Origin of the sequence: Mucilaginibacter sp. P19, assembly GCF_050632265.1 — a bacterium.
In the GTDB taxonomy this organism is placed as follows: Bacteria; Bacteroidota; Bacteroidia; order Sphingobacteriales; family Sphingobacteriaceae; genus Mucilaginibacter; species Mucilaginibacter gossypii.
This window is the reverse complement of record NZ_CP192586.1, coordinates 6213424-6238084: the sequence shown is the minus strand read 5'-3', so window position 1 is coordinate 6238084 and position 24661 is coordinate 6213424. Positions and strand designations below refer to the sequence as shown.

General features: G+C 42.1%; 22 protein-coding genes, 1 tRNA gene and 3 pseudogenes. 16 read left to right on the top strand and 10 right to left on the bottom strand.

What is annotated here, in order from left to right; genetic code table 11:
* Positions 1 to 47 precede the first annotated feature (47 nt).
* Genes ACQ86K_RS30630 through lpxB form a run of 4 tightly spaced genes read left to right on the top strand, consistent with a single transcriptional unit; the run spans position 48 to position 3609 of the window.
* Complete coding sequence (locus ACQ86K_RS30630; RefSeq protein WP_091169314.1) at positions 48 to 1400, top strand: hypothetical protein; 1353 nt, start codon at positions 48 to 50, stop codon at positions 1398 to 1400.
* A 42-nt stretch (positions 1401 to 1442) separates the two neighbouring features.
* Positions 1443 to 2216 carry a 5'/3'-nucleotidase SurE gene (gene surE, locus ACQ86K_RS30625; protein WP_091169318.1) on the top strand — a complete coding sequence of 258 codons (774 nt, stop codon included), beginning with the start codon at positions 1443 to 1445 and terminating at the stop codon, positions 2214 to 2216.
* Between the two features lie 2 nt (positions 2217 to 2218).
* Entirely contained in the window at positions 2219 to 2485 is a 267-nt protein-coding gene (locus ACQ86K_RS30620) for a hypothetical protein (protein ID WP_091169321.1), read from the top strand.
* A complete protein-coding gene (gene lpxB, locus ACQ86K_RS30615) occupies positions 2485 to 3609 on the top strand; it encodes a lipid-A-disaccharide synthase (protein WP_091169324.1) in 1125 nt (374 codons plus the stop codon). Before ACQ86K_RS30620 ends, lpxB begins: the two co-directional genes overlap by 1 nt.
* A gap of 130 nt (positions 3610 to 3739) precedes the next feature.
* Here the strand turns inward: lpxB and ACQ86K_RS30610 are convergent, their stop codons facing one another.
* The 5 genes from ACQ86K_RS30610 to ACQ86K_RS30590 form a co-directional block, all read right to left on the bottom strand.
* On the bottom strand, positions 3740 to 3868 hold the full coding sequence (locus ACQ86K_RS30610) for a hypothetical protein (RefSeq protein WP_413321523.1): 129 nt from the start codon (positions 3866 to 3868) through the stop codon (positions 3740 to 3742).
* A gap of 377 nt (positions 3869 to 4245) precedes the next feature.
* Positions 4246 to 4410, bottom strand: a complete 165-nt coding sequence (locus ACQ86K_RS30605; RefSeq protein ID WP_158604167.1) for a hypothetical protein — start codon at positions 4408 to 4410, stop codon at positions 4246 to 4248.
* A gap of 38 nt (positions 4411 to 4448) precedes the next feature.
* Positions 4449 to 4577 (bottom strand): hypothetical protein, encoded by a 129-nt coding sequence (locus ACQ86K_RS30600; RefSeq protein WP_255485329.1) that lies wholly within the window; start codon positions 4575 to 4577, stop codon positions 4449 to 4451.
* A gap of 32 nt (positions 4578 to 4609) precedes the next feature.
* A complete protein-coding gene (locus tag ACQ86K_RS30595; RefSeq protein WP_431199341.1) occupies positions 4610 to 4807 on the bottom strand; it encodes a hypothetical protein in 198 nt (65 codons plus the stop codon).
* Between the two features lie 199 nt (positions 4808 to 5006).
* The gene (locus ACQ86K_RS30590) at positions 5007 to 6218 is read right to left on the bottom strand and encodes an MFS transporter (RefSeq protein ID WP_218134436.1); all 1212 of its coding nucleotides are present in this window, start codon (positions 6216 to 6218) and stop codon (positions 5007 to 5009) included.
* A 772-nt stretch (positions 6219 to 6990) separates the two neighbouring features.
* On the opposite strand from ACQ86K_RS30590, the gene ACQ86K_RS30585 reads away from it, so the two are divergent.
* Positions 6991 to 7064: transfer RNA gene (locus ACQ86K_RS30585), tRNA-Ala, on the top strand.
* 162 nt (positions 7065 to 7226) lie between these two features.
* Here ACQ86K_RS30585 and ACQ86K_RS30580 read toward each other — a convergent pair.
* The 3 genes and pseudogenes from ACQ86K_RS30580 to ACQ86K_RS30570 form a co-directional block, all read right to left on the bottom strand.
* Positions 7227 to 7469, bottom strand: coding sequence for a hypothetical protein (locus tag ACQ86K_RS30580; protein ID WP_431199340.1), 243 nt, complete (start codon positions 7467 to 7469; stop codon positions 7227 to 7229).
* Between the two features lie 65 nt (positions 7470 to 7534).
* Positions 7535 to 8737: a DEAD/DEAH box helicase gene (locus tag ACQ86K_RS30575; RefSeq protein WP_431200966.1), complete on the bottom strand. Its 1203-nt coding sequence runs from the start codon at positions 8735 to 8737 to the stop codon at positions 7535 to 7537.
* Between the two features lie 30 nt (positions 8738 to 8767).
* Positions 8768 to 10223, bottom strand: a pseudogene (locus ACQ86K_RS30570) (TOTE conflict system archaeo-eukaryotic primase domain-containing protein); the annotation flags it as partial.
* Between the two features lie 247 nt (positions 10224 to 10470).
* Here ACQ86K_RS30570 and ACQ86K_RS30565 point away from each other — a divergent pair.
* Positions 10471 to 11568, top strand: coding sequence for an ATP-binding protein (locus tag ACQ86K_RS30565; protein ID WP_431199339.1), 1098 nt, complete (start codon positions 10471 to 10473; stop codon positions 11566 to 11568).
* A gap of 367 nt (positions 11569 to 11935) precedes the next feature.
* Here the strand turns inward: ACQ86K_RS30565 and ACQ86K_RS30560 are convergent, their stop codons facing one another.
* Both ACQ86K_RS30560 and ACQ86K_RS30555 read right to left on the bottom strand, forming a co-directional pair.
* Complete coding sequence (locus ACQ86K_RS30560; protein ID WP_176844487.1) at positions 11936 to 12109, bottom strand: hypothetical protein; 174 nt, start codon at positions 12107 to 12109, stop codon at positions 11936 to 11938.
* 132 nt (positions 12110 to 12241) lie between these two features.
* Positions 12242 to 12601 carry a winged helix-turn-helix transcriptional regulator gene (locus ACQ86K_RS30555; protein WP_091169620.1) on the bottom strand — a complete coding sequence of 120 codons (360 nt, stop codon included), beginning with the start codon at positions 12599 to 12601 and terminating at the stop codon, positions 12242 to 12244.
* A gap of 131 nt (positions 12602 to 12732) precedes the next feature.
* Between ACQ86K_RS30555 and ACQ86K_RS30550 the strand changes: the two genes are divergently transcribed.
* The 10 genes and pseudogenes from ACQ86K_RS30550 (at position 12733) to ACQ86K_RS30505 (ending at position 24643) form a co-directional block, all read left to right on the top strand.
* A complete protein-coding gene (locus ACQ86K_RS30550; RefSeq protein ID WP_091169623.1) occupies positions 12733 to 13107 on the top strand; it encodes a DoxX family protein in 375 nt (124 codons plus the stop codon).
* Positions 13108 to 13110: 3 nt separating this feature from the next.
* On the top strand, positions 13111 to 13824 hold the full coding sequence (locus ACQ86K_RS30545) for a DsbA family oxidoreductase (RefSeq protein WP_091169625.1): 714 nt from the start codon (positions 13111 to 13113) through the stop codon (positions 13822 to 13824).
* Positions 13825 to 13854: 30 nt separating this feature from the next.
* Positions 13855 to 14541 (top strand): SDR family NAD(P)-dependent oxidoreductase, encoded by a 687-nt coding sequence (locus tag ACQ86K_RS30540; protein WP_091169630.1) that lies wholly within the window; start codon positions 13855 to 13857, stop codon positions 14539 to 14541.
* 497 nt (positions 14542 to 15038) lie between these two features.
* A pseudogene (locus ACQ86K_RS30535) lies at positions 15039 to 15320 on the top strand (two-component regulator propeller domain-containing protein); the annotation flags it as partial.
* A gap of 14 nt (positions 15321 to 15334) precedes the next feature.
* The gene (locus ACQ86K_RS30530; RefSeq protein ID WP_431199338.1) at positions 15335 to 16723 is read left to right on the top strand and encodes a ligand-binding sensor domain-containing protein; all 1389 of its coding nucleotides are present in this window, start codon (positions 15335 to 15337) and stop codon (positions 16721 to 16723) included.
* On the top strand, positions 16714 to 16848 hold the full coding sequence (locus ACQ86K_RS30525; RefSeq protein ID WP_431199337.1) for a hypothetical protein: 135 nt from the start codon (positions 16714 to 16716) through the stop codon (positions 16846 to 16848). The genes ACQ86K_RS30530 and ACQ86K_RS30525 overlap by 10 nt, the downstream gene beginning before the upstream one ends.
* A gap of 8 nt (positions 16849 to 16856) precedes the next feature.
* Positions 16857 to 19178, top strand: a complete 2322-nt coding sequence (locus ACQ86K_RS30520; protein WP_431199336.1) for an ATP-binding protein — start codon at positions 16857 to 16859, stop codon at positions 19176 to 19178.
* Between the two features lie 474 nt (positions 19179 to 19652).
* The gene (locus ACQ86K_RS30515; protein WP_431199335.1) at positions 19653 to 22715 is read left to right on the top strand and encodes a SusC/RagA family TonB-linked outer membrane protein; all 3063 of its coding nucleotides are present in this window, start codon (positions 19653 to 19655) and stop codon (positions 22713 to 22715) included.
* 10 nt (positions 22716 to 22725) lie between these two features.
* Positions 22726 to 24078, top strand: coding sequence for a RagB/SusD family nutrient uptake outer membrane protein (locus ACQ86K_RS30510; RefSeq protein WP_431199334.1), 1353 nt, complete (start codon positions 22726 to 22728; stop codon positions 24076 to 24078).
* A pseudogene (locus tag ACQ86K_RS30505) lies at positions 23994 to 24643 on the top strand (RagB/SusD family nutrient uptake outer membrane protein). Before ACQ86K_RS30510 ends, ACQ86K_RS30505 begins: the two are co-directional and overlap by 85 nt.
* Positions 24644 to 24661: the final 18 nt, after the last annotated feature.

Here is a 24661-nt window from a genome sequence, read left to right as displayed (position 1 = left end):
ACTATTCCGATGCAGGCGTGTCATATAAGTACTTATAACTACAAAACATGAAACTAAACCTCAACCATCTAATCTTATTTATTTTATTTTTTACATTCTCATCTACATTATCTGCACAGGAAAACGCTTTAGAAAAAGCCGCATCCAACGCCGAGAAAAGGATCAGCCAGATCCGGGTTAACAATGAGATCGACGCCGATTCAACCTTTAAACTGCTTAGCAACTGGCATACTTACCCGGATATAAAAGGCGGCAAAGACTATCTTTTCTACTATACTGATTCGCTGTTTGGTAAAGTGCCGTTCAGGGTGTTTGTGCCTGTTTCTTATAATAACATACGTAAATCCACTTGTATACTATTACTTCATGGTGCCGTTGGCCAAAGTAGTTTCGCCGATGCAGACAGCATTCAAAAATTTGACGATGATATCATTTTTGCCATCCTTAAAAAGCAGGATAACGTCATTATCAGGCCGATTGGTGACCCTAAAAAGTTCTTCAACTGGGTATTAAATAAAAAAGCTTTTCGCGATCGCGATGTGCCAAATTTTACCTATCAAACACTGGCCAATATATTAATTTCGGTAAAAAAGCAAGTTAACATCAACGACAGCGAGGTGTTTGCTTTAGGTCATTCAGATGGCTCCGATGGCGCTATTGGCCTGGGTATTTATGTCCCTAATCAATTCGCCGGCTTTATGGCGTATAATTCAATGTTCGACAATATCTTTGCCCGCGACTTTTATATCAGAAACATTATAAACAGTCCGCTATACGTGGTACATTCCGACCTCGACGACCTGCGCCCCATCCAACAAACCCGCATTGTTATGGATTGGTTAAAAGATAAACCAGACCATTTAATTTACAAAGAATACATCGGCTACCAACATTACGATAAGCATTTAAACACCGACCTTCCTTATACACCCGTATTTATAAATAGTGTGAGCCGTAACTTATTCAAAAACAAAATCTATTGGGAATGCTATAGCGATAAAATTTATAATTCGTACGCGTGGATAAAACTAACGGGTATCGATACCGGGCTTAATCGTGCTGCCTGGCATCAGTCACTTACTTTTCCTAATTATGATAAGATCAAAAAAGAAATTGATACCAGGTACCGGCAGTATCAGGGCCTGAACAAAAGCGCCGCCGTTAAAGGGACATTTTTCAATAATACATTCAACCTTGAAACATCGGGTGTAAAAGAAACAGAGATAATGATTAGCCCACTAATGGTAAACCTGGAGCAACCGGTTGTTGTAAACATAAACGGCAAACAGGTTTTCAGAGGCAAAATACAAGCGGACAAAAACTTTATGCTTCGGAATTTCAAAGCCAGTTTTGACAGGGATGCCATTTGGGTAAACTCGGTTAAATTAAAAGTAGAATAAGCCTGGCCGGGTTACATTGTTGAGGATTGTTAACTTTGCCCAATGAAAGTTACCAAACCCACCATACTTGTTGTAAATGACGATGGCATCACCGCGCCGGGCATCAAAGCCCTGATGGATGCCATGGCCGAAATTGGCCGTGTTGTAGTTGTTGCTCCGGATAGTCCGCAATCAGGTATGGGGCATGCCATTACCATCGGCAAACCTTTACGGCTTGACCAGGTTGACATTTACGAGGGCATTGAAATGTACCGCTGCTCGGGTACTCCGGTTGATTGCGTGAAGCTGGCTGTTAACAAGATCTTTAAAGGTAAAAAGCCTGATCTTTGTGTTTCGGGCATTAACCATGGCCTTAATAACTCTATCAATGTGCTGTATTCGGGCACGATGTCGGCAGCGGTTGAGGGAGCCATTGAGGGTATCCCGTCGATAGGTTTTTCGTTAGATGATTATACTTTACAGGCCGATTTTGAGCCTTGCATCAAGTTTGTAAAAGAACTTGCTTTACAGGTTTTAGCCCATGGTTTACCACAAGCCAGTTTGTTAAATGTAAACTTTCCTGGCACCAAACACATTAAAGGCATTAAAATATGCAGGCAGGCGGCGGCCAAATGGGCCGAAGAATTTGATGAACGCATGGATCCGCATAAAAGGCCTTATTACTGGCTTACCGGTGTTTTTCAATTAAATGATGGTGGCGAGGATACCGATGTCTGGGCTTTGGAACAGGGTTATGCTTCGGTTGTGCCGGTGCAGTTTGATATGACCGCACACCACGTTATCCCCTACTTAAACAACTGGAAATTCAACCTGTAATTATGCTAAACAAAAACGACGTATCCTTAGGCCTGCTCATCGGCGCTATACTGCCAGGCGTTAGTCTGTTTGTTTTTGGATTTCTGCTTAAAAATCAACTGGTTTTCTTGCATAAGCCGGGCATTCCCTACTTTGTCGCTTTTGCCATCAATTTGTTTATCATCCGTTATTTTTATGGCAAAGGGGCCGATAAAACGGGAAACGGTATCGCTATGATCTCGCTTTTGTTTATGCTGGCCATATTCATTTTTAAATTGCAATCTCTATAATGAAATATTACCTGGTAGCCGGCGAAGCTTCGGGCGATTTGCACGGGGCTAATTTGATGAAAGCACTCAAATCGCTTGACCCTGATGCTGATTTCCGTTTTTTTGGCGGCGACCTGATGCAGGCCGAGGGCGGCACACTGGTAAAACATTATGCCGATATGGCTTTTATGGGCTTTGTTGAAGTGGTTGCCAACCTGCAAACCATTCTTAAAAACATGAGATCGTGCAAGCGGGATATCTCTGCTTACCACCCCGACGTATTGATCTTGATAGATTTTCCCGGCTTTAACCTCAAAATAGCCGAATACGCCAAAGCTAACAGCATACCGGTTAACTACTATATTTCGCCCAAGGTATGGGCCTGGAACCAGAAGCGGGTGTTAAAGATCAAACGCATTGTTGACCACCTGTTTTGCATATTGCCTTTTGAAGTGGCATTTTACAAAGAGTGGGGAATGGATGTTGATTATGTAGGTAACCCTTTGCTTGACTCGGTTTCAGCATTTAATCCTGACCCTGATTTTCTGCAAAAAAATAAACTTGGCGAAAAGAAAATTATAGCACTGTTACCCGGCAGCCGCAAACAGGAAATCAGCAGACTGCTGCCCGATATGATCCGGGCTTCGGCCAACTTTCCTGAATACCAGTTTGTAATTGCCGGTGCACCGGCTTTTCAGGCTGATTATTATGCGCCTTACTTAAACCGCGAAGAGATCCCCGTTGTATTTAACTGCACTTATGATCTGCTGAATCATGCCCATGCAGCTATTGTAGCTTCCGGCACCGCAACACTTGAAACCGCGCTGTTTGATGTGCCGCAGGTAGTGGTTTATAAAGGCGGGAAATTAACCATCGCCATAGCGCGCATGCTGGTTAAGCTTAAATTTATATCGTTGGTTAACCTGATCATGGATAAAGCGGTAGTGAAGGAGTTGATCCAGGAAGAGTGTACGGCTAACAAGATAAGTGAAGAGTTAAAACTGATTGTCAATGATGTAACCTATCGCCAAAATATACTCAATAATTATGACGAGCTTGATGTGCGCATGGGGCAACCGGGCGCATCAGCCAAAACAGCCGGGTTAATTGTTAAATATACTGAAGCAGATAGGAAATCACAGTAAATTCAGCGACTTCTTTAAAGTAAAAGACCATTATTGCTGTACGCAATGACGCAGGGAAATGCTATTTAGCCAGGTTGTTTTTAACAACAAGCTCAGGATTCTATTTCTTTATCATTATTTTCTTCTGGTTTTAGTTCGGATTGGATGATATCCTGTTCCAGCTTTTTTCATCTTTCTGGTTTCGCCTGATGATCCAAACCAGCAAAATAATAACAGCAATAACAACAATTGTTACTATGGGATAATTAACCTGGTCCATAATGTTTGTATTTATGTAGAGTATGTAATTTCACAGATAACAATACACCATACAGACAATCAGTCTTTAGCTCCTGCTCGTGCAGGATCAATTGACCGTAACCGATTTGTTCATCACCTGGTTAACGGTACCACTCGTAAATAGATGGTGCAATATGATGTTCAACCGCATAGGCCATTCGCCCGCCGCTTTACCCAAATAACCGTTTCAGGCATTTACTTTAGGTGACCAAAGTGTTAATATATTGTTATTTAATATTAAACAAAGATAGCATTAAGCTTGCCCGGCTTTACTAAAAAAATAGAGCCCTGTTTTTGCAGGGCTCCACGTTTTCATAGGTGATGTTAGTACTCGATAGGTAGATATATATATGTTGATCAAGCGGCAGACAGCGTTTGCTGTGCTGCTACCTGCTTGTTGTTGCTCATGAATTGGGTTTTGGCCCTGTAGTTTTTCAGATCTTCCCTCAACAGCTCCAATAATTCGGCATCAAAGCGTGCAAGTAATTTAGTTATTGCGGGGGTTGGTTTATATGCTTTCATAGGTAGATGTAGTGTAGGTGATGTTTTTTATATTTAGTTTAAGCTGCCGGCGTTAAATAGGGCGTTTTAGTTTTAATAGCTTTTAAGTCGCTCATGATGATGTTTTTAAGTGCATTATCAAAGCTTGCTATTAGTTTGGTGGTTGATGTTTGTTTTTGCGTTTTCATGTTGTAGGTTTTGAATGTTTTATTTGAATGCTTTAATATTTTAATGTCTTCGTTTTAGTCTTTCTTTTTTCGTTCCCGTTTTCGGTGAGGTTATCGTGGCGGCGTTTTGCTTCTTTATACTGCCTTAATATTTGTTCCTCATCGCGTGGGTCTGAAGTTTTTGTCGGTTCCACTGGGTTTTCCCACTCTTTCTCTTCTTCAGGTTTAACCGCTTTGTCTTTTGCCTTCATAACAACTGCGTTTGATAAGTACCAATCTAAATCAATGCCAAACTTTTATCGGAGAGCAAAAAAGTCATTAAAAATTCAGATTTATTTTACAATTTGGTGTAAATGGCTGTAATACAGTGATTTTTTTAGGAGAAAAAATTTAATTTTTTTGGCCAACTCTACCCGGGATAGCCATTCGGACCAGATAAACAGGTATGCGTTACCGAACATCAGGTGCATTACCGGACGATTTCCTGTAGTATAACAAATGCACCGCTATTACTATTACCGATAGGACAGCTCCAATAGCACATACCCCGTTCCACTCGTAGTTTTTCCAAACCAGGCTGGCGAAGAACGTGCCTAAAGCCCCGCCTATAAAATAAGACACCATGTACACTGTATTGATACGATTGCGGGCTTCCGGGATCAATGCAAAAATAATAGACTGGTTAGAGATATGAGTAGCCTGCACACCCATATCAAGCAGAATAACCCCGATGATGAGCCCTATTATACTATGGCTCGAAAAATAGAATACAATAAAAGAGATCAGGATAAGCGAAAGTGTATAAATTGATAATTTGTATGCGTCCATTTTATCACTCAGGCGCCCCATAAAGCCAACGGCTACCGCACCGAAAGCGCCAACAAGGCCAAACATACCCGCAGCGGCGCTGCCCTCATTAAACTGAGGCTGTTTTAACAGGAATACCAGCGTTGTCCAAAATGCGCTGAAACCGGCAAAACATAAAGCCCCTCTGAATGCTGCCAACCTTAACTTAGGCTGGGTTTTTACTAAATGGATCAATGATTTCATCAATTTACCGTAATTGCCTTTATAATCGGGTTCAATTTCGGGCAAAAACAAAAATATCATAATCCAGATGAGCAACATTAACCCGGCGGCTATATAAAACATGCTTCGCCAGCCAAAATGCTCGCCTATAAAACCGCTTAATGTGCGTGACAGCAAAATGCCGATTAATAAGCCGCTCATTACAAAGCCAATCTTCTTACCCCGCTCATGTGGCTTGGCTAAGTGGGCCGCCATTGGGATCAGCAATTGCGGAATAATCGATGATACGCCCACCAAAAAACCCGCTATCATAAGTATAGTTACCGAAGGCGCCATGGCGCAGGCTATTAACGATATGATCATGAGCACAAAATCAATTAAAATAAGACGCTTACGCTTAAGCATATCCGCCAATGGCACTATAAATAATAAACCTGTAGCGTAGCCAATTTGCGTAAAAAGCGATATTTGCTGCGCTTTTTTATCGCTTACGCCAAAAGTATTCGCCATATCGGCCAGTAATGGTTGATTATAATATATGTTTGCTACCACCAAACCTGTAGCTATGGTCATGATCCATAAAGTTAATGGCGTAAGATGCGGATGTTGTTTTGCGGTATGTGTTGATGACATATTTTAAAAGGCAGTATGTTTTTGCTGCAAAAGTGTTAAAGCATCTTTAAAAAAAGCCTTTGTAAAGTAATTTTTATTATGCAAGTGCGTTTAGAACATAAATTGTTTTAGCAGACAATCGTTCTTTAAAGAGCTAAAAGCAGTATTAAGGCAAAAAAAATGTGGTATTTTGGAGTTTTTTAAAGAAAAATTAGCGATTATTTTGCTTTAAAAACAAAAGACGCTTTGAAATTTAATTTTAAGCCGGGTTTAAATTCTAATTTTACTTTAAAAATCATTTAAAATTAAATTTTTGTAAACTTTATAAATAAAATCGTATCATTTTTGAATAAAAATGAACGAAGTAATAATTATTATCAAATAATTTGAAAAAATTAGTAAATTAATAATGTTTTATTCTTATTTTTGACAGTAAGATACCGGATGGTAGTGTAATTAATAAAACTTACAAAACAATTACAAAATATATTTTCCGAATATCAAAACTTAGTGTTACTTTTACACCGTGTTAAAAATAACGCAATACATAAAGTAGTCTTCTCATAATTTAGGTTTATAATTGGTTAGTAAAGGCCCCTGCCCATCAGGGGCTTTACTTTTTTATAAGCTTTTGTTCCCGCCCGTGAAGCAATTTAGGGCAGGCCAGGTGCATGTATATTTTAAGTTTAAATTAAACAAGCCGACGGTAAAGGCGCTGGGACAGGATCGGATAAAATAAATAACAATAGAATTTCATTTTAATTCACAAAATTCTATATTTGCAGCCCACCACGGGGGATTAGCTCAGCTGGCTAGAGCGCTTGCATGGCATGCAAGAGGTCATCGGTTCGACTCCGATATTCTCCACTTGAATGCCTAAATAATTGATTTTCAATTATTTAGGCATTTTTTCATGGCTCCCTGATGGCGGACTTCTTTTTTACAATATTTTAAACCGCTGGAAGTAAGTAGTTTAATTACTGCTGTTTAAAATAATTTATTCTCCACAAGGAATGTTTTGGAAATGAATTAGAACAGTTTTTCTTCCAATAAATCTTTCCAAATAATAAGCCCTTTTGAGTCTTTTGAATAGTCATGTACGATACGGCTAAAATGTTCGGGATTTGTTTCAAGATATTGCTGCCGCCCCTTTGTTCGTATCTGTCCAAGCAGCCCATCTATCTTCTTGATACTTCGTTCAAGTTCATAAACAGACTTTTCTATATGCCATATATAGGTCGCTTCTTCGGTGTCTAATGTTTCCCAAACCAAATGATATTGATTATTACCGGAAAGTAAAAATACAAAGGAGAAAGGTTCTAATACAAAACGGAGCTTCAGTATCGTTCGTTCGTGTTTTTGAGAAAGGTAACGGAGGTGTCGGTGATGTTTATATTGCTTAAGAGCCAGTATGTTTTCCAAAAGGTCATCTTCGTTGGTGTAAAGCAATTGCTCACCGCCCCCTGTAATTGACCTCCCTGTAATTGACCCGAATCCAATAAATTTTCTTCGCTTGCCGGGATGCTCTTGATGATTTCTTTATTCAAGAACCGGAACTTGACACTTTCAATAACCTCGCGGTTTAATTTATCAAGATCATTAGAAGAGGCCGATTTAAATACCAACCTGTTATATTGAAAAGTAGCCCGGATATTAACTAATGCTGTTGTGCTTTTAAGAAACCGGATAAAGTATGGTTTAAGTACGGTAAACTCCGGTCTAACATTCAGGTTTTCAATCTCAAACTCGACCTCCTTGCCATGAAATTCAGCAATGGGATATTTGAAAGCAATGCTGCCAAATCTGAACTCTAATTGTTCAATTGGCACCTCAATCTTCTCATTGATTTGATCACTTACTATTTCACTTTCATCTATAGGAGTTGTTAAACCATTTTGATCAAGCTTCTTATAATACAGGTTTCTTTTTTGAAATAGCCTTTCCAGGTAGCTGATCTTATGGTCACGATAATCGTAAATAACAGGCGATACTTCTGATCGTTGCACCCTGCCAATATATTGAATGAGTTTACCCTCAAAAGCAAATGGATAAACTAAGAATAAACATTCTATGTTTTGAATATCAGTTCCTTCGCCAAAATACTGGCCTGTTGTGATCAATACCTGGAAATCGCCTTTATTTATAGCTAACCATTTGGATTTTTTACTTAAGTCGGAATCCTCACCACTCAACGCAATGGTGTCGTAATGTTGTTTTAAATATTGTTGTAGGGAGGTAATATGCTCTTTCCGCTCTGTGATGATAACAGCTTTCTTACCAGCATTTAGCTGTGAAACTACATCATTTAAAATGAGTTGATTCCGTGTTGAATCATGGATCAAAATCTTAAAAAGTGTTTCGAACTTATCTGTTTTGGTATTAAACGGCACAAACAGGTCAGTATCTTTGAGGATGATCTGCGTACCCGTTTGATTTTGTACCTCCGGCGCTTTAACTTCATGGATTATCTCACCCAAGTGGATAAATATCAATTTGCCATCGTTGTATTTTCTGAATGGTGTAGCTGTAAGCCCATACATATAATAACTATTCAGTTTCCCAATAACCCGCTGATAGGTTTCCGCCGGTATATGGTGGCATTCATCAATGATAATGGTACCAAAAGCATTCATTAGTTCCATAGCCTCTGTTGATTCCAATGCTTTTTCCATACTTTGGACCATGGCAACAGTAATATGCTTACCAGGCCTTTTTTTCCCTGACCGATGCGACCAATATTTTCCTTAGGGATACCCAGGAAAGATTCTATTCGTTCTATCCACTGATCGGCCAACTGCTTACGGTGAACTAAAATGAGTGCCGGTTGCTGTTTATCTTTTATGATAGCTAAACTTAAAACCGTTTTACCAGAGCCGGGTGGAGCAACTATAACTCCAAAATCCTTTTTAGAAACCGCTTGCTGCGCGGGTAATTGATACTCCCGTAGTGTTATTGAGCCTTTGAAATTAACAGGTTCTGCTTTTTTCCTTTGATCTTGAAGAACATACTCAATTTGTTGCTCTTTACAGAAACGCAACAACCTTCCAATAAAACCTCTTGGAACTGAAATCGATTCTGACGTTTCGTTAACCAATTTAAAATAACGCTTTACACCGAATGTGTTTTTGTTGATGTTCTTTTTTACCTGATACTCATTGTTGGCAAAGTTTAGCTCTTCTTTTAGAAAAGCAACAAGTGAGGCAGGTAAACCTATACGGCTGATATGAATTTCGTTACGCAACACAATTGCCAACTTTCCTGTAATGGGTTGTTCGTTTCGAAATAGTCCTGTAGAAATTTCATCTTGATTTGTTTGCTCTTTATAAATATAATTGAGTTGGCTTGTAGTGATCCTATTGATTGTTTTTAAAAAAGCCCATTGGTCATCAAATGACTGTAAGGTTTCGGGATCAATGAAACAGCTATTGCCATTACTCAAACTCGTTTTATTTAAAGGCAAAGCAATAAGGTTGCCTAATCCTTTTTTGAATGATAATCCTGGTTGGGGAAAAGCCGGTCGAAGCTTGAGTTTTTATCGAATACAGAAATTAAACCTGCTTTCTGCAACAACGTCATCATTATCTTTCTGCTTCTGAATGCTTCATAAGGCGCTTCAAAAAACATCCAAACGTGACCGCCTTTGCCGGAACGTGAGCGTTCTAAGTAAGCTGGTATATCATATTCCTCACAAATTTTAATAAATGTTCTGCATTCTTCAATCCAATTCGCCTCGTCAAAATCTGCCGCAATGAACCAGGAAGTGTTATCTTGTAACAATGGGTACAAGCCGATAACCTGTTCGCCTTTAAGGTGTTTTATTAAATGGTCATCTGTTAACGATTGATATGTTTTATCAGTAAAGGTTTGAAAAGTACCGCCTTTCATTTGATGCAACCTATATCGGTGGGGATCAAAATTGTAAGCTGGCATATAGCTGCTTTTACCACCTTTTTCCCATCTTAATGCAAATACATCTTCCCTGCCTTTGAATAGGGACTTGTATAAATTTAATCGGTCATCTTTCATTTAGCTTTCTCCAAATTTATGAAACTAATTAATACCCATTATTTTCAGATAGTAAATCGGATTACATACAAAAGTATGATGCGTTACTTTATTCATGCAAATCGTAAGTAATCCTTATGTATTTTGTAATTTTAACCCATGTAAATTGTAAGTAATTCTTACCTTTACTTAGATTTATAGCTATGAGCAAATTTATTCAAAGACAAATTTCGCCTATTATAAAGGCTCAAAAAACAAATTTCCGGTATTGGCTGTTACCGGACCAAGACAATCAGGTAAGACTACTTTGTTGAAAGAGTTGTTCAGTGATTACCGCTATGTAAGTCTTGAAAACCCCAATACCCGCTCGTTTGCTTTGGATGACCCGATTGGTTTTCTAAATCAGTATGACCAGAAAGTTATCCTTGACGAGGTGCAACGGGTGCCGGAACTGTTTTCTTATATACAAGGCAGGGTTGACGAATCTAAAATGATGGGGCAATATATCTTATCAGGTTCTCAAAATTTCCATCTGTTAAATAATATTACACAAACTCTGGCAGGCCGGGTTGCTTTATTCAAATTACTGCCGTTAGATTTTACGGAGTTAAAACGAACAGGTTTATTAGAAAATTCATACACGCAGGCAAGCATCAAAGGATTTTATCCGGCCATATTTGACAGGGATATTGATCCGGCTATTTTTTATGCTAATTATATTCAGACATACATTGAAAAAGATGTGACAGAATTAATGAACATAAGGGACCTTAAGCTATTTCGTACCTTCTTAGGTTTGTGTGCTGGTCGTGCGGGGCAATTACTGAATTTTAGTGCCTTGGCTAATGAGTGCGATATTTCACATAACACCGCCAAAGCCTGGCTGTCTATACTTGAAAGTAGCTACATTGTATTTCTTTTGCAGCCTTACCATCAAAACTTTAATAAGCGGTTGATTAAAAGTCCTAAATTATATTTTTATGATACTGGCCTTTTAAATCACTTATTGGGAACAAGAACTACCGAAGAACTGGAAGAAAATAGATTGAAAGGGCACATATTTGAAAACATGATCCTGGCGGAATATCAAAAACAGAACCACCATTTATACCTGCATCAGGATTATTATTTTTGGCAGGATAGTAATGCTCATGAGGTTGATCTGCTAATGAAAGAGGGTCAAAAATTTTCCATTTTTGAGATAAAGGCAACACAAACTATAAGTACCGCTTTGTTTAAGGAAATGGATCGGTTTGAAGAAATTGCAGCTCCTGCAAAGGTAAATAAGACGCTGATTTATGGTGGACCTGAAAATGAAAAGAGAACAAAGTATCACGTCATAAGTTGGCAAAATATTTCCGGTTAATAGGTCATTTTTTCATAAAAAAACACACTCAAAAACGGTGAAAAATTGAAAATAATTCTTAATCTGGTGAAAGACTTTTTTTGAACGATCTTCAAAAACCGCTTTTACAGTATTAAAAACTGCGATTTTAATCGTTTTTATCTCGAAGAAACTCTGACAAAAGTCAGCCAAAAACACGAAAATGCATAACAAAAAAACCTCTCAGAGCCTCAAAAACAGCGTTTGAGTGTTGTTTTGGAGGTATTGAATAATCCGATATTATCCACTTGATAATCAAGTATTTACGATTTGTAAATGCTTTTTTTGTGCTTTATCAGGTTGTTTGGGGGCTTATTCAAGAAATTTTTTTTCAAAAATTACGTCATATTCACCACCAAAACAGGCTAAAATCGCTTAGATAAAGCTTTCTGAAAAGTTCTTCATGAAAAAAGCATGCAAGAGGTTGCTCCAGAAGGCTTAAGGCCAATTGTTCAAGGTAATCAATCAACGCGCCTAAATGATAAACCGACAAAGCACTTTCGGCGTTGATCTTTGTAACCATTAATAGAGATGAAAAGGTCTTGTGTATTTTAGGTATTTGCCGCAAAATGGGCTTATGCTCGACAAAGCGGAAAGGATCCTAAGGGTTTCAACTTAGTTGGCGTCAGTATGCATAATAGAATTCCTGTTTAGCTTATTTTTTAAACAGGAATTTACGATGCGTAACTCCCCAGGCCGAAATAGCTTCAATTACTCCGCTTAAAGTCTTACCATGTTCTGTTAACTCATATTCCACCGTTATCGGCTTCGTAGGCATCACGGTCCGGACTACTATTTGATTTTGCTCCAGTTCCTGTAACTCTTTGGAAAGCATTTTGGCAGCAATACCATCTATTCCACGCAGCAGATCCATAAACCGCACCTTGCCATATAGCAGAAGCCATCCGATAATCTGAATTTTCCATTTCCCAGATAATAAGATCATTGTATCCTTTATCGCAATCAATTGCTCTTTACAATCAGGTATTTCCGGGGCTTGCTTTTTTGTATTCATATACTGCAAAATTACGATGGTCGATTTATGGTTAGCGGCTTAGTTTCATAGAGGAAACCGGTTTCCAAAGGGTAACAGATAACATTTATAAAGTTACTTCAAAATAATTTTGTGCCGTAAATATTTGAACCATGCAGAAAGAAAAAAGAATTTATTGGATAGTTATCATTATCGCCATGGCGCTGATTGTGCTGCCGTCCTATTTTGCCCCGAAAGCGTATTTAATAGAGTCCATACACAGACTTGGCTTCCCGGTTTACTTTGGTCTGGAATTAGACATCTGTAAGATCGTTGGCGCCATAATTATCCTCATCCCCGCCGTACCCGTTATGTTCAAAGAATGGGCTTATGTCGCTTTCGGAATATTGCTGCTTTCCGCAAGCCTGGGGCACTGGCTCGCTGATGGCCCTGCAAAAGGTACAGCACCGCTGATCCCGTTTGCCATACTATGTGTATCCTACTATTATTTCAGAAAACTAAACTATCCGGTGACCGCAAAACGCTGAAAAATGAAAATAGAGATCTGGAGCGATGTGATGTGCCCGTTTTGTTATATCGGCAAGAGAAATTTTGAGGCTGCCCTGGCAAAATTTCCTGACAGGGATGATATAGAGGTAGAATGGAAAAGTTTCCGGCTTGACCCTGCCATGCCGGAAGTGCCGCGGTATCAGGAAAACATGTACCAGTTTGTGGCTGCACGTAAAGGGATCAGCTATGACCAGTCAGTTGCCATGCATGAACAGGTAGCAAGGATGGCTGAGAATGCAGGTCTTGACTATCAGTTCGATAAAATGCTTGTCACTAACTCGCTGAAAGCGCATCGTATTATCCAAATGGCAAAAACAAAGGGACTGGGAGAAAAAGCAGAAGAACGACTGTTTTATGCCTATTTCACAGAGGGCAAGAATCTTTCTGATGATGCGGTTCTAACAGAACTTGGAATCAGTATAGGCCTGACGGCTACAGAGGTAAAAGAAGCCCTCACCAATCCTGTTTTTCAACATCAGGTAGAAGCCGACGGTGCAGAAGCATCCAGGCTGGGGGCAAAAGGGGTTCCTTTCTTTGTAATAGATCGCAAATATGCCATCGCTGGCGCTCAGCCTGGTACTGAAATTCTTAAAGTACTGCAAACTGCTTACGCTGAATGGAAGAAGGACAACCCCGGCCTGATCCATGTTAGACAGGGTAATACCTGTGCGCCCGGTAATGACTGTACAAATTAACCGATCAATGAAAAAACAAAAAGAATAAAGATGAAAAAAACAATAGCCATTGTGGGTGCGGGTCCGGGTGTAGGATTTGCCGTGGCAGAAAAATTCGGAATTGAAGGCTACAATGTTGCGCTGCTTGCGAGAAATGTGGAAAAACTAAATGCGCTGAAAGACGATCTGTTAAAAAAAGGCATTGAGGCTGCAACTTTCCAGGCCGATATATTAGACCGGGGGCAGTTGACCAGCGCGCTGCAAGAGGTTATCCACCATTACGGAGCAATTGATATATTGGAATTCAGTCCGACCCCCACCTGGGAAAGTATGCGGACTGCCCGGAATATAGATATAGCAAATGAACAATATCATCTCGACTACCAGGTACTCGCTGCAATAACTGCCGTGCAGGTTGTACTCCCACAAATGCTGGAAAGGAAAGACGGTAGCGTCTTGTTTACTACGGCATCCTCCGCCCAGCATCCAGTAAACAGAACCGCCAGCTTCGGCGTTGCCGCAGGCGCTTTATTAAATTATGCGCGGTTGCTCAACATGGACCTGAAAGAGGACGGCATTTTTGCTGGTATTGTGTCAATTGGTGCTTTGGTTGTAAGTGAGGGTAAACACAAAGGGGATTTTCCGGATGGAATGCCAACGATAACAGCAGCAGAGGTGGCAGAAGCGCATTGGAATCTTTATAACCAACGCAATGTTGCAGAAATCATGTTGCCTTAATTTGGCGGCGGAGTTTTGACTATCAGCGTTGAAGCAGATCCACGCAAATGCAATTGAATAAAAGTTTTTCGCGTTCGATTAGATCAAGTATATGGATATTTCGGAGGTCTTGGCCATTATATTCCATGCGCTTGAGGGCACAAAACTACTCTCAGAGCCCAAAAACCGTGTTTGGGAGTTGTTTTTGAGGCCCTGAATAATCCGATCTCCGCATCTTTTTCGCAAAATCCGCCGAGTTTCGCAAGAAATCGGCGGATTTTCTTTTTTACATACGTTTTTAAACAGTCTGGGATATCCCAAAAATGATGGCGATAAGACCCGCAGCCGCCTGATAAAAGGACGAAATCTTTGAGGATAAGCCTGGAAATACCATATAGTCATAAATTAACAATGATATTTGCATCAACCGGGTTATATTTGTCAAAACAACACCAATTAAAATAAATTACTGAAGCCTTTATTGGTTGCTGCGAGTGACTATTCATCAAATTTTAATCATGCTTAAGTTTAAAAGCTGTTATATATTGACATGCCTGCTCTTTTTGTGCGTCCCATCTCAAATTTATGGACAGGCTGCTATAAACTTTACATCTATTACAATAAAAGAAGGATTGTCTTCGAATACCGTAAATACCATTATAAAAGACCGGTTTGGATTGATGTGGTTTGGAACGGGAAACGGGCTTAATAAATTCGATGGCAGTAATTTCGTTATTTACAGGCATGGCGCATCTGGTAATAGTATTCCTTCCAACGAAGTTTTGTCAATGTTTGAAGATAAAAGTGGGCGGATATGGGTTGGTACCAGCGGAGGGGGCTTTCTTATTACAACCGCAAGTTTGATCGATTCGAGCCTTTCAGGGGAGACGGTTCCTGGCCAGAAATTTCAGACATATCAGTCAGGGCTATTTGCCAGGACCACCAGGGCAAATTATGGGTAGGCACCTATGAAGACCTCCGGATAATCGATCCGAAAACCGGCAGAATTACGCCTGTTAAGATTCCGGAACCTGATAAAAAGGACGCGGGCGCGTTTGTCGTGCTCTCTTTGTTCGAAGATAGTCGACAGCGGATGTGGGTTGGTACCAATTATGGGTTATACCTGTATGAATGGTCATCAAATTCCTTCAAAAGGTTTTCGCACAATGAGCAGGACAGGTACGTGTTAAGTAATAACACGGTTAAAGCAATCATTGAAGATAGAAAAGGCAGCATTTGGTTTGGTACGTACGACGGGCTGAACAAGTGGACAGATGACGGGCATTTTGAAATTTTTCGTTCTGGCAATCAATCGCCCCTGGGTCTGGACAATAACGCAATTTTCACGATGTGCCTGGCTAAAGACGGAAAGATCTGGATCGGAACAGAGGGTGGGGTCAATTTATTCGATCCTCAACTGGAGGTTTTTCAACAATTGACCGCAGATCCCAGGAATGCGGGCAGCCTGAAAAGCAATTCCATACGCAGCATATTTATTGACCCTGCAGGTATATATTGGGTTGGAACTTTTACCGAAGGGATCGGAAAATACGACCCTCATCTTGCACTCTTCAATCACAAGAAAAGTGACCCTTTCGATCCTCTCGGTTTAAAATCGCCGCTTGTAACCGCTTTCGCGGAATGCAGCAGCGGTGACATTTTTGTAGGGACCGACGCAGGTATTGCTTTGCTCGACAAAAAGACAGGTCTTTTGCATTCGTATGATATACAAAGTAAGTTGAAACGCCGCGGAAGCTCACTGGCCGTAACATCACTTTATATCGATAGGAAAGGAAACTTGTGGGCGGGAACTTACCATAACGGGCTTTTCCGAATCGACACCGCTACTCATAGATATGTACAATATACAGCTGACGGCAATGGTCATGGAATTTGTAGCAATGATATTACTTGTATTAACGCCGACGCGAGTGGCAGAATTTGGATAGGTACACTGGGTCGGGGAATAGATATATATGATGAAAATAGCCAATCATTTTCACATCTGACAAGTCAAAACGGGGCCGGCGGCCAGAGCCGGAGTTTACCCGTTAACGGTTTTATTTCTTCTGTTATTCCGGGCCGGGACGGGCGCATGTGGATTGCTTCGATGGGAACTGGAATTGTAGTGCTTGATACTGAGCATCAAAAGTGGACGCATTACAATAAAAAAATTCGGCACTGGCCGACGACGTGGTACTGAACTTATTTGTAACCAATGACGGCAGTGTTTGGTCTGGCACCAAACAGGGGATTAGCTACTTTGACGAAAATCAAAAAAATTCATTTCTTACGGTGAAGATCAGGGCCTGGCTAATTCCTTCGTAAAATTAATTTTGCAAGACGATAAAGGTTTCCTGTGGTTAAGCACAGATCGCGGAATCAGTTCGTTTGATTACAAAAGAAGGGTTTTCCGCAATTTTACTAACGAAAACGGCGTACAGCAAGGAGCTTTTTCTTCAGGCTCAGGAATTAAAACCCGGGACGGCAATCTTTATTTTGGAGGTCAGGACGGCTTTAATTTTTTTAATCCATCGAGATTACCGGTTGTCTCTCGTCCCGGACGGGTAATTCTAAGCAATTTAACCGTTGATAATGCGATAGTAAATCCGGGAAATGAGTCGCCGATTCATGAGCATATCAGTACCGCAAAAGAAGTCACTTTGAAATATGGCCAAAATTTTTCCATCGGCTATGTGGCACTGGATTATACATCTCCTAAACAGAATTTATATGCTTACCGGCTAAAAGGTTTTGATAAAGCCTGGAATTATGTTCAAAATATTCGGACAGCCAGCTATACCAATATTGATCCCGGGACATACAGTTTTGAGGTGATGGCCAGTAAAGATGAAAACCACTGGAATAACCCGGTGACGACGATCAGGATAACTATATTGCCGCCGTTTTGGCGAACAGTTTATGCCTATATTGCTTACGTGGTTATTTTAGGATCGGCTTTGTTTTTCATAAGGAGACGTGGTATTCAGAAGATCCGGAGGCAATTTGAGCAGGCCCAGGAGAAACTTCAAGTTAGTCAGCTTATTGAACAGGAAAGGCGGGAAGCTGAACGTTTGCATGAGCTGGACGTGCTGAAAATAAAGTTTTTAACGGATCTAAGCCACGAGTTTCGAACCCCGGTGTCGCTGATCCTGGCCCCGGTCGAAAAACTGCTCGAAAAATCTGTTCCGGGGAATGACATCGAGGATCTGAAAATGATCAATAGAAATGGTCGCAGGTTACTCAACCTGGTCAACCAGTTGCTTGACTTTCGTAAAATGGAAGAGCAAAAGTTGAAGCTCAGCCTTTCGGCGGGAGAGATTATGTCTTTTATCACCGAGTCGTGCGAAGCATTTCAGGATCTTGCTTTAAAAAAACAGGTTACACTGGAAGTTGATGTGCAACAGGAAGAGGTGCGGGCTTACTTTGACCCCGATAAACTGGAGCGGGTTATTTTCAACTTGTTGTCTAACGCGTTTAAATTCACCCCTGCCGGCGGGGTGGTTTCTGTAAGCGCACGGACTGAAAAGAGTTCGTTGTTGAGCACAGGCTTGCTGCTTAAGGTTACTGATACCGGAATTGGTATACAGGCCGATGATCTCGAAAAAATATTTGAACGCTTTTATCAATCGCGCCAAAGCAGTGCAATAGTCAACCAGGGTACCGGCATAGGCCTCTCCATAACCAAGGAATTTGTAGAACTTCACGGCGGCACCATTCAGGCGGAAAGTATAGCGGGACAGGGAACAAGCTTTTTAGTAAGGCTTCCGCTCACCGCTGCGGTGGAGGCCGGTACCTGCGAAACACCTCCCGTTTCTAATGGAAAAAACGTTAAAGACAGGCAGACCGGCAATGAAAACCCTGAACTAAAGCCAACCGTACTATTGGTAGAGGACAATGACGAATTCCGCTCCTATTTGTCGGATCACCTGAAAAAATACTATCATATTATTGAGGCGGCCCACGGTAAAGAAGGATGGCAAAAAACACTTGGCGCCCATGTTAACCTGGTTGTCAGTGATATCAACATGCCCCACATGGATGGGATTGAGTTGAGCAAAAAAATTAAAGCCGATAAGCGCACCTGCCATACCCCTGTAATATTATTAACGGCAACAACAGGGGAAGAGCATCAGTTAAAAGGCCTCAAAACAGGCGCTAATGACTATCTTACGAAGCCTTTTAATTTCCAAATCCTGCAAACCAAGATCGATAACCTTCTTGACCTGAACAAAAATCTAAAGGATACATATTCCAGGCAGATACAGATGGTTAGCCCACAGGTTGAAATGGAGTCGGCCGACGTAAAGCTTTTAAATTCGATCATGAAATATATAGAAGATCAATTAAGTGAGCCGGGGCTGTCAGTTGAAGAACTGAGCCGGCATGTGGGCATGAGCAGGGGATCACTTTATTACAAACTTCTGGAAATTACGGGGCAAACCCCGGTGGAGTACATCCGCAACGTCAAACTTGACAAAGCAGCCCAGTTGCTGGAAATCAGTGATTATAATGTAGCTCAGATCGCCTATATCACAGGCTTCGGCACACCCAGTTATTTTTCGCGGATCTTTAAAACACGCTTCGGCATGTTACCGTCGGAGTACATGATCATCAAAAGGAATATGTCTAAAAACAAGCCCACTCCTGCAATTTAAGGCGTCCTATAGCTCCGCAGCCATCTTTTTATACAATGGTCATGTATCGGAAGCAGCATTCCGGATATTCGGGTGGTCAGACTCTCAAGGCAAAGTAATTCGGCAACACTGCAGAAACCACCCATAATGGCATCATTGAACAAATGTATCACGAATTTTGCGATTTGTCCTACCCTAATCCCTTTAAAGCGATGATCTTCGGCATAGCTATGAGGGCATTCCTGCCGCCATATACAATTTATAAACTAAAAAAAACATTCTGATTTATTTGATATCGTCCGGATTAAGGTCCGCATTATGTCACCATCAATTTCGCAATCGATTGCGAAGCTGGTCATAATAAAGTTACCTTTTTGATTTAACAAACTATAAAATGAAAAACCTGATTAGAGGCCCGGACGGGAAGCATATAAAATTCAAACCTGGGCGAATTGCTCCATGGCACAAAAACTTCAATTTTTTTAAACCTGAATTATGAAAAAATCATTACAAACTATTCAAAAGAAACCATTCTTGCTGCTGCTGGCGGTTTTGCTTTCCAGCCTTACAGCATTTGGGCAAGGCAGGAAAATAAACGGTACCGTAGTCGATGAGAAGGGTCTGCCTTTACCGGGCGCTACCGTAAGGGCAAAAACAGCTAAAGCAACGTCAGTAACCGATGTTGCCGGCAATTTCACCATAACTGTTCCTCCAACCGAGAAGGCGCTTATTGTGACTTTTATTGGTTATGCCGACCAGGAAATCCAGATTAACGGGGAATCCCATTTATCCATTCGTCTTAGCCAAAGCAGTAACAGCCTTAACGATGTGATCGTTATCGGCTATGGTAGCCAAAGGCGGGAAGCTGTAACAGGCTCAGTCGCGTCGATCAGCGGCGAACGCATCCGTGATATTCCAGCGCCTAATATCAGCCAGGCTATACAAGGCAGGTTACCCGGCGTAGAGGTTTCTCAAACTTCTACAAAACCAGGTGCAACGATGCAGATCCTGATCAGGGGCCAACGGTCGCTTACTGCAAGCAATGATCCTTTGATCGTACTTGACGGTATCCCTTTTACCGGCTCTCTTGGAGATATTAACCCTAACGACGTTAAAAGTATCGATATTCTTAAGGATGCTTCCGCCACAGCTATTTATGGCTCGAGGGGAGCAAACGGCGTTGTACTTATTACCACGAATAGGGGCCAGGTGGGAGGAGCTGCGAAAATTACCTATAACGCCTATTATGGGGAGCAAAAACTTTTCGCCAGGTACCCGATGATGACCGGTCCCGAATTTTTAAAACTACGTAAAGCGGCAGGCCTGTATACCAACGCCGTAGACGAAGCGGACGATGTTAATACCGACTGGCAGAAGCTTTTTTACAGAAGCGGTATGGTTTTCAGTAATGACGTAGGTGTTTCCGGAGGCAGCCAAACGGGTACATATAATTTCGGCGGCGGCTATTATAAAAATCAGGGCCTTATTCCCACGCAGCAATATACCCGCTACTCCATGAGAGGATCTGTTGACCAGAATGTAGGCAAATACGTTAAAGTTGGCTTTACCACTAACAATAACTATAACCTTACTGAAGGCAGCCAGGTGGGCGTTGGTAGTGTTTTGGGACTTTCGCCCCTTGCCAATCCCTATAATGCGGACGGAAGCCTGAAAAGAACCGTTAAAACGCCACTGTCCGAAAGTTTCGTATTGACCAAAGGCATCATCAATAACCTCCACGATCAATGGCTCAACGAAACAAGAAATTACGCCACATACAACTCCGTTTATGGCGAAGTAAAAATTCCGTGGGTAGAAGGCCTGAAATACAGGGTAAACCTTGGTCTCGATTATGTGCAAAGCAACAACGGCAATTATACCGGAGTTGGGATTGGCAGTGCCACGCCTACAACGCCGTCAACAGCGGGCGTAAGCAACTCAGCCCAATATCACTGGGCGGTTGAAAATTTGCTGACCTACGACCATACTTTCGCTCAAAAGCATAACATAAATGTCGTGGCCCTGTATTCTACCGAGCAAACCAGGTACAATTCTTCCAGCATGTCGGCCAAAGATATTCCAGCTGATGCTTTCCAGTTTTATAATTTGGGTGCAGCAACCGGCGAAATCACAATCGGCAACGGCAACTACAGCCAGAGCGGCCTGATGTCCTACATGGGGCGTGTGATGTATTCATACGATGACCGCTTCCTGCTGTCTGCCACCGTGCGCTCGGATGCCTCTTCCCGTTTAGCTCCAGGTCATAAATGGCACACTTATCCTGCGGTTTCAGCAGGCTGGAATATCATGAACGAGTCTTTCATGAAAGGCATTTCGGTCATAGATAATTTGAAACTGCGCGCTGGCTTTGGGCAAACCTCAAACCAGGCAGTAAACGCTTATCAGACATTAGGTACTTTGGGTACGCGTCAGTATAATTTCGGCGACACAAACTATGCGACGGGCTATTATGTAACCCAGCTTCCAAGTCCAACTTTAGGTTGGGAATATTCCAAGACATGGAACTATGGAATAGACTTTTCTTTGTTTAAACATCGCTTATCAGGTACTGTTGAATATTATGTTACAAACACAAACGACATCTTACTGGGCGTAGGGCTGCCGCCTACCGCAGGGGTTGGAAGTTATACAGCAAACGTTGGGCGGACTCAGAACAAGGGGCTTGAGTTAAGTTTGAATGGTACGCTCATCAATAAAAACGGGTTTACCTGGGATTTGGGTATTAATATCTATGGAAACAGGAATAAACTTGTGGCGCTTGCTTCAGGTCAGACACGTGATGAGGGCAACGCATGGTTCGTGGGCCATAATATAAACGCCATATACGATTACAAGAAAATAGGATTGTGGCAGTCTGGCGACCCTTACCTGAGCACCCTTGAACCGGGCGGAAATGTGGGCATGATCAAAGTGTTGTATACCGGTACTTATGACGCCAACGGTCAGCCAACAAGGGCTATCGGGGCTGCCGATCGTCAGATCATTGATGTTGATCCTAAATTCGAAGGCGGCTTTAATACGCGTGTGGCATATAAAGGCTTTGATTTTAGTGTTGTAGGTGCCTTTAAGAAAGGGGGCACGCTCATCAGTAGCCTGTACGGCTCAGGTGGCTATCTGAACCTGATGACAGGCCGCAGTAATAACGTTCAGGAAGATTACTGGACGCCGGATAACACAGGAGCAAAATATCCGAAACCAGGCGGCATCCTGAGTGGCGATAATCCGAAATATGGCAGTACGCTCGGTTACTTTGATGCATCCTATCTCAAAATCCGGACAATGACGCTTGGCTATGATTTCAGCAAGCTGCTCTCAAAGCACGCGAACATGCGCCTGCGCACTTACTTCACCGTGCAAAATCCTTTTGTATTTTTCTCGCCTTATCATAAAGAGTCCGGGATGGATCCTGAACCAAACTCTTATGGTAATGAAAACGCGGCGGTGCCCCTGTCAAACAGTCTAAGAAGATTCCTGACAGTCGGCAGCAACGCCCCTTCGACCACGAACTATGTACTTGGATTGAATTTGACATTTTAACATTATCAACATGAAAACTTTAAAGATAAAAAGCGTCATAAAATCCACGCTTTTGCTAACGGTCTTATCTACGGGATGTAAAAAAGTGCTTGATGAACAACCGCGTTCCTCCTTCACCCCGGAATATTTTAAAACGGTACAGGGTGTAAATGGGGGATTAACAGCCATGTACGCGCACCTGCGTAATATTTACGGGCAAGCTTATTACTATAATTCGGGTGTTACCGGTACCGATGAAGCTACATGGGGCCAGAGCGCCGACGGAAACTTCAAAGACCTGGATTGCTCAGGCGTCGGTATCATATCTTCAACCAGTTATCCTACCAGTATCATATGGGGCGAGTCTTTTACAGACATCAACACTGCCAGCGGTGTAATCGAAAACGCCAGTGCCGTGGGGATTTCCAGCGCTCTGATTGCTGAAGCCCGCTTCTTCAGGGCATTTGATTATTTTTTGCTGGTGCAATCCTACGGCGGCGTACCGCTTGATCTGGGTTCGGGAGCGTTGAAATTTAATATCACGCCTTCAAGGACTTCAGTGCGTAATACCGTACCCGAAGTTTATACAAAGGCGATTTTCCCGGATCTGCTGCAGGCGATCAATGATTTGCCGGAAACCGGCCGGGTAACCGGCGGACTGACCAAAACGGCAGCTCGTCTTTTCCTGTCTAAGGCCTATTTAACTTATGCATGGTGGTTGCAAAATCCCAATAGTATCCCGACCTACCCTGCAAGTAACCGGACAGATCCCAATGGACACGATGCTGCGTGGTATTTTCAAAACGCCTACGATATCGCCACCACCGCAATTGATAATCCGGGCTCGTTCAAATTACAGCCAACATTTTACGATGTGAATGTTGGCACAAACGACCGTAACAGCGAAATGGTGCTTTATGCAGACCATACTCAAAGCAGTGAAAAATATAACGGTTCGAGTTTGACCTACGGAAGCGGCGGCGCTCCGGATAACTTTGCCGGCTGGATGATGACCTGGAACTATCCCAACATAATCAGTGGCGGGGTGAACTCTGTTCTGCGTGAGGCAGATCAACATTTGGGCCGGCCCTGGGTTCGTATGGCCCCTACTGTTGAAGTACTGAAAAACACTTTCGCTGATAAAGTGAACGATTCACGATATGACGGAACTTTCACAACCGTATATCGCGGAAACTGGCAAAAGGGCGGAAATACGGCCCAGACCTTAGCTAACGCCAACGGCTTGCCCGTTGCACAGGGGGCGCGATACTCTCGTTCCTGGATAATGACGATCCGAACGTGGTATATGCCAAAGGAAACGGGAATGTTGGTGCCGGGCTGCTGCCAGGTAGATCAGATTGGGTGGTCAACCCTGGCGATATAAGCCGGATAATTTATCCGGGACTCTGGAAACTGGGGCCTTATCGTACAGATAACGGCACAGGTTTGGGACAGCCAAATGCCGGTAGTACGCGTCCTTATCCAATTGCAAAATTCTCGGAGCTATACCTGATCGCAGCAGAGGCAGCAGTTAAAGGCGCCACTGTTAAACCAGGAAAATCCGCACGTGAACTCGTTAACGTGCTGCGGGCACGCGCAGGCAAGTGGCGTTTCAATAATAATGGTAATGTAGTAAAGATTGAAGACGATAGCCAGGCTATGATGGCGGCTACGCCCGCAATTATCGACATGAACTATGTATTAGCGGAGCGTTCCAGGAATTTTATGCAGAAGGCGGCCGCTGGTTCGATCTGGTACGGACACAAAAGTGGGGGGAACTTGCTGCTTCCTTTACAATTGCAGGAACCACCTTTGGTGACCATACGCCGGTTAAAGTTACACGTTCCATCGACTCACATCTCTATCTTCGCCCTATTCCGCAGGGGCAAATAGATGCATTGGTTATGAGCGCTGCTGATAAGGCTGCCTACCAGAATCCGGGCTACTAAGCTGGAGAAATAATGATT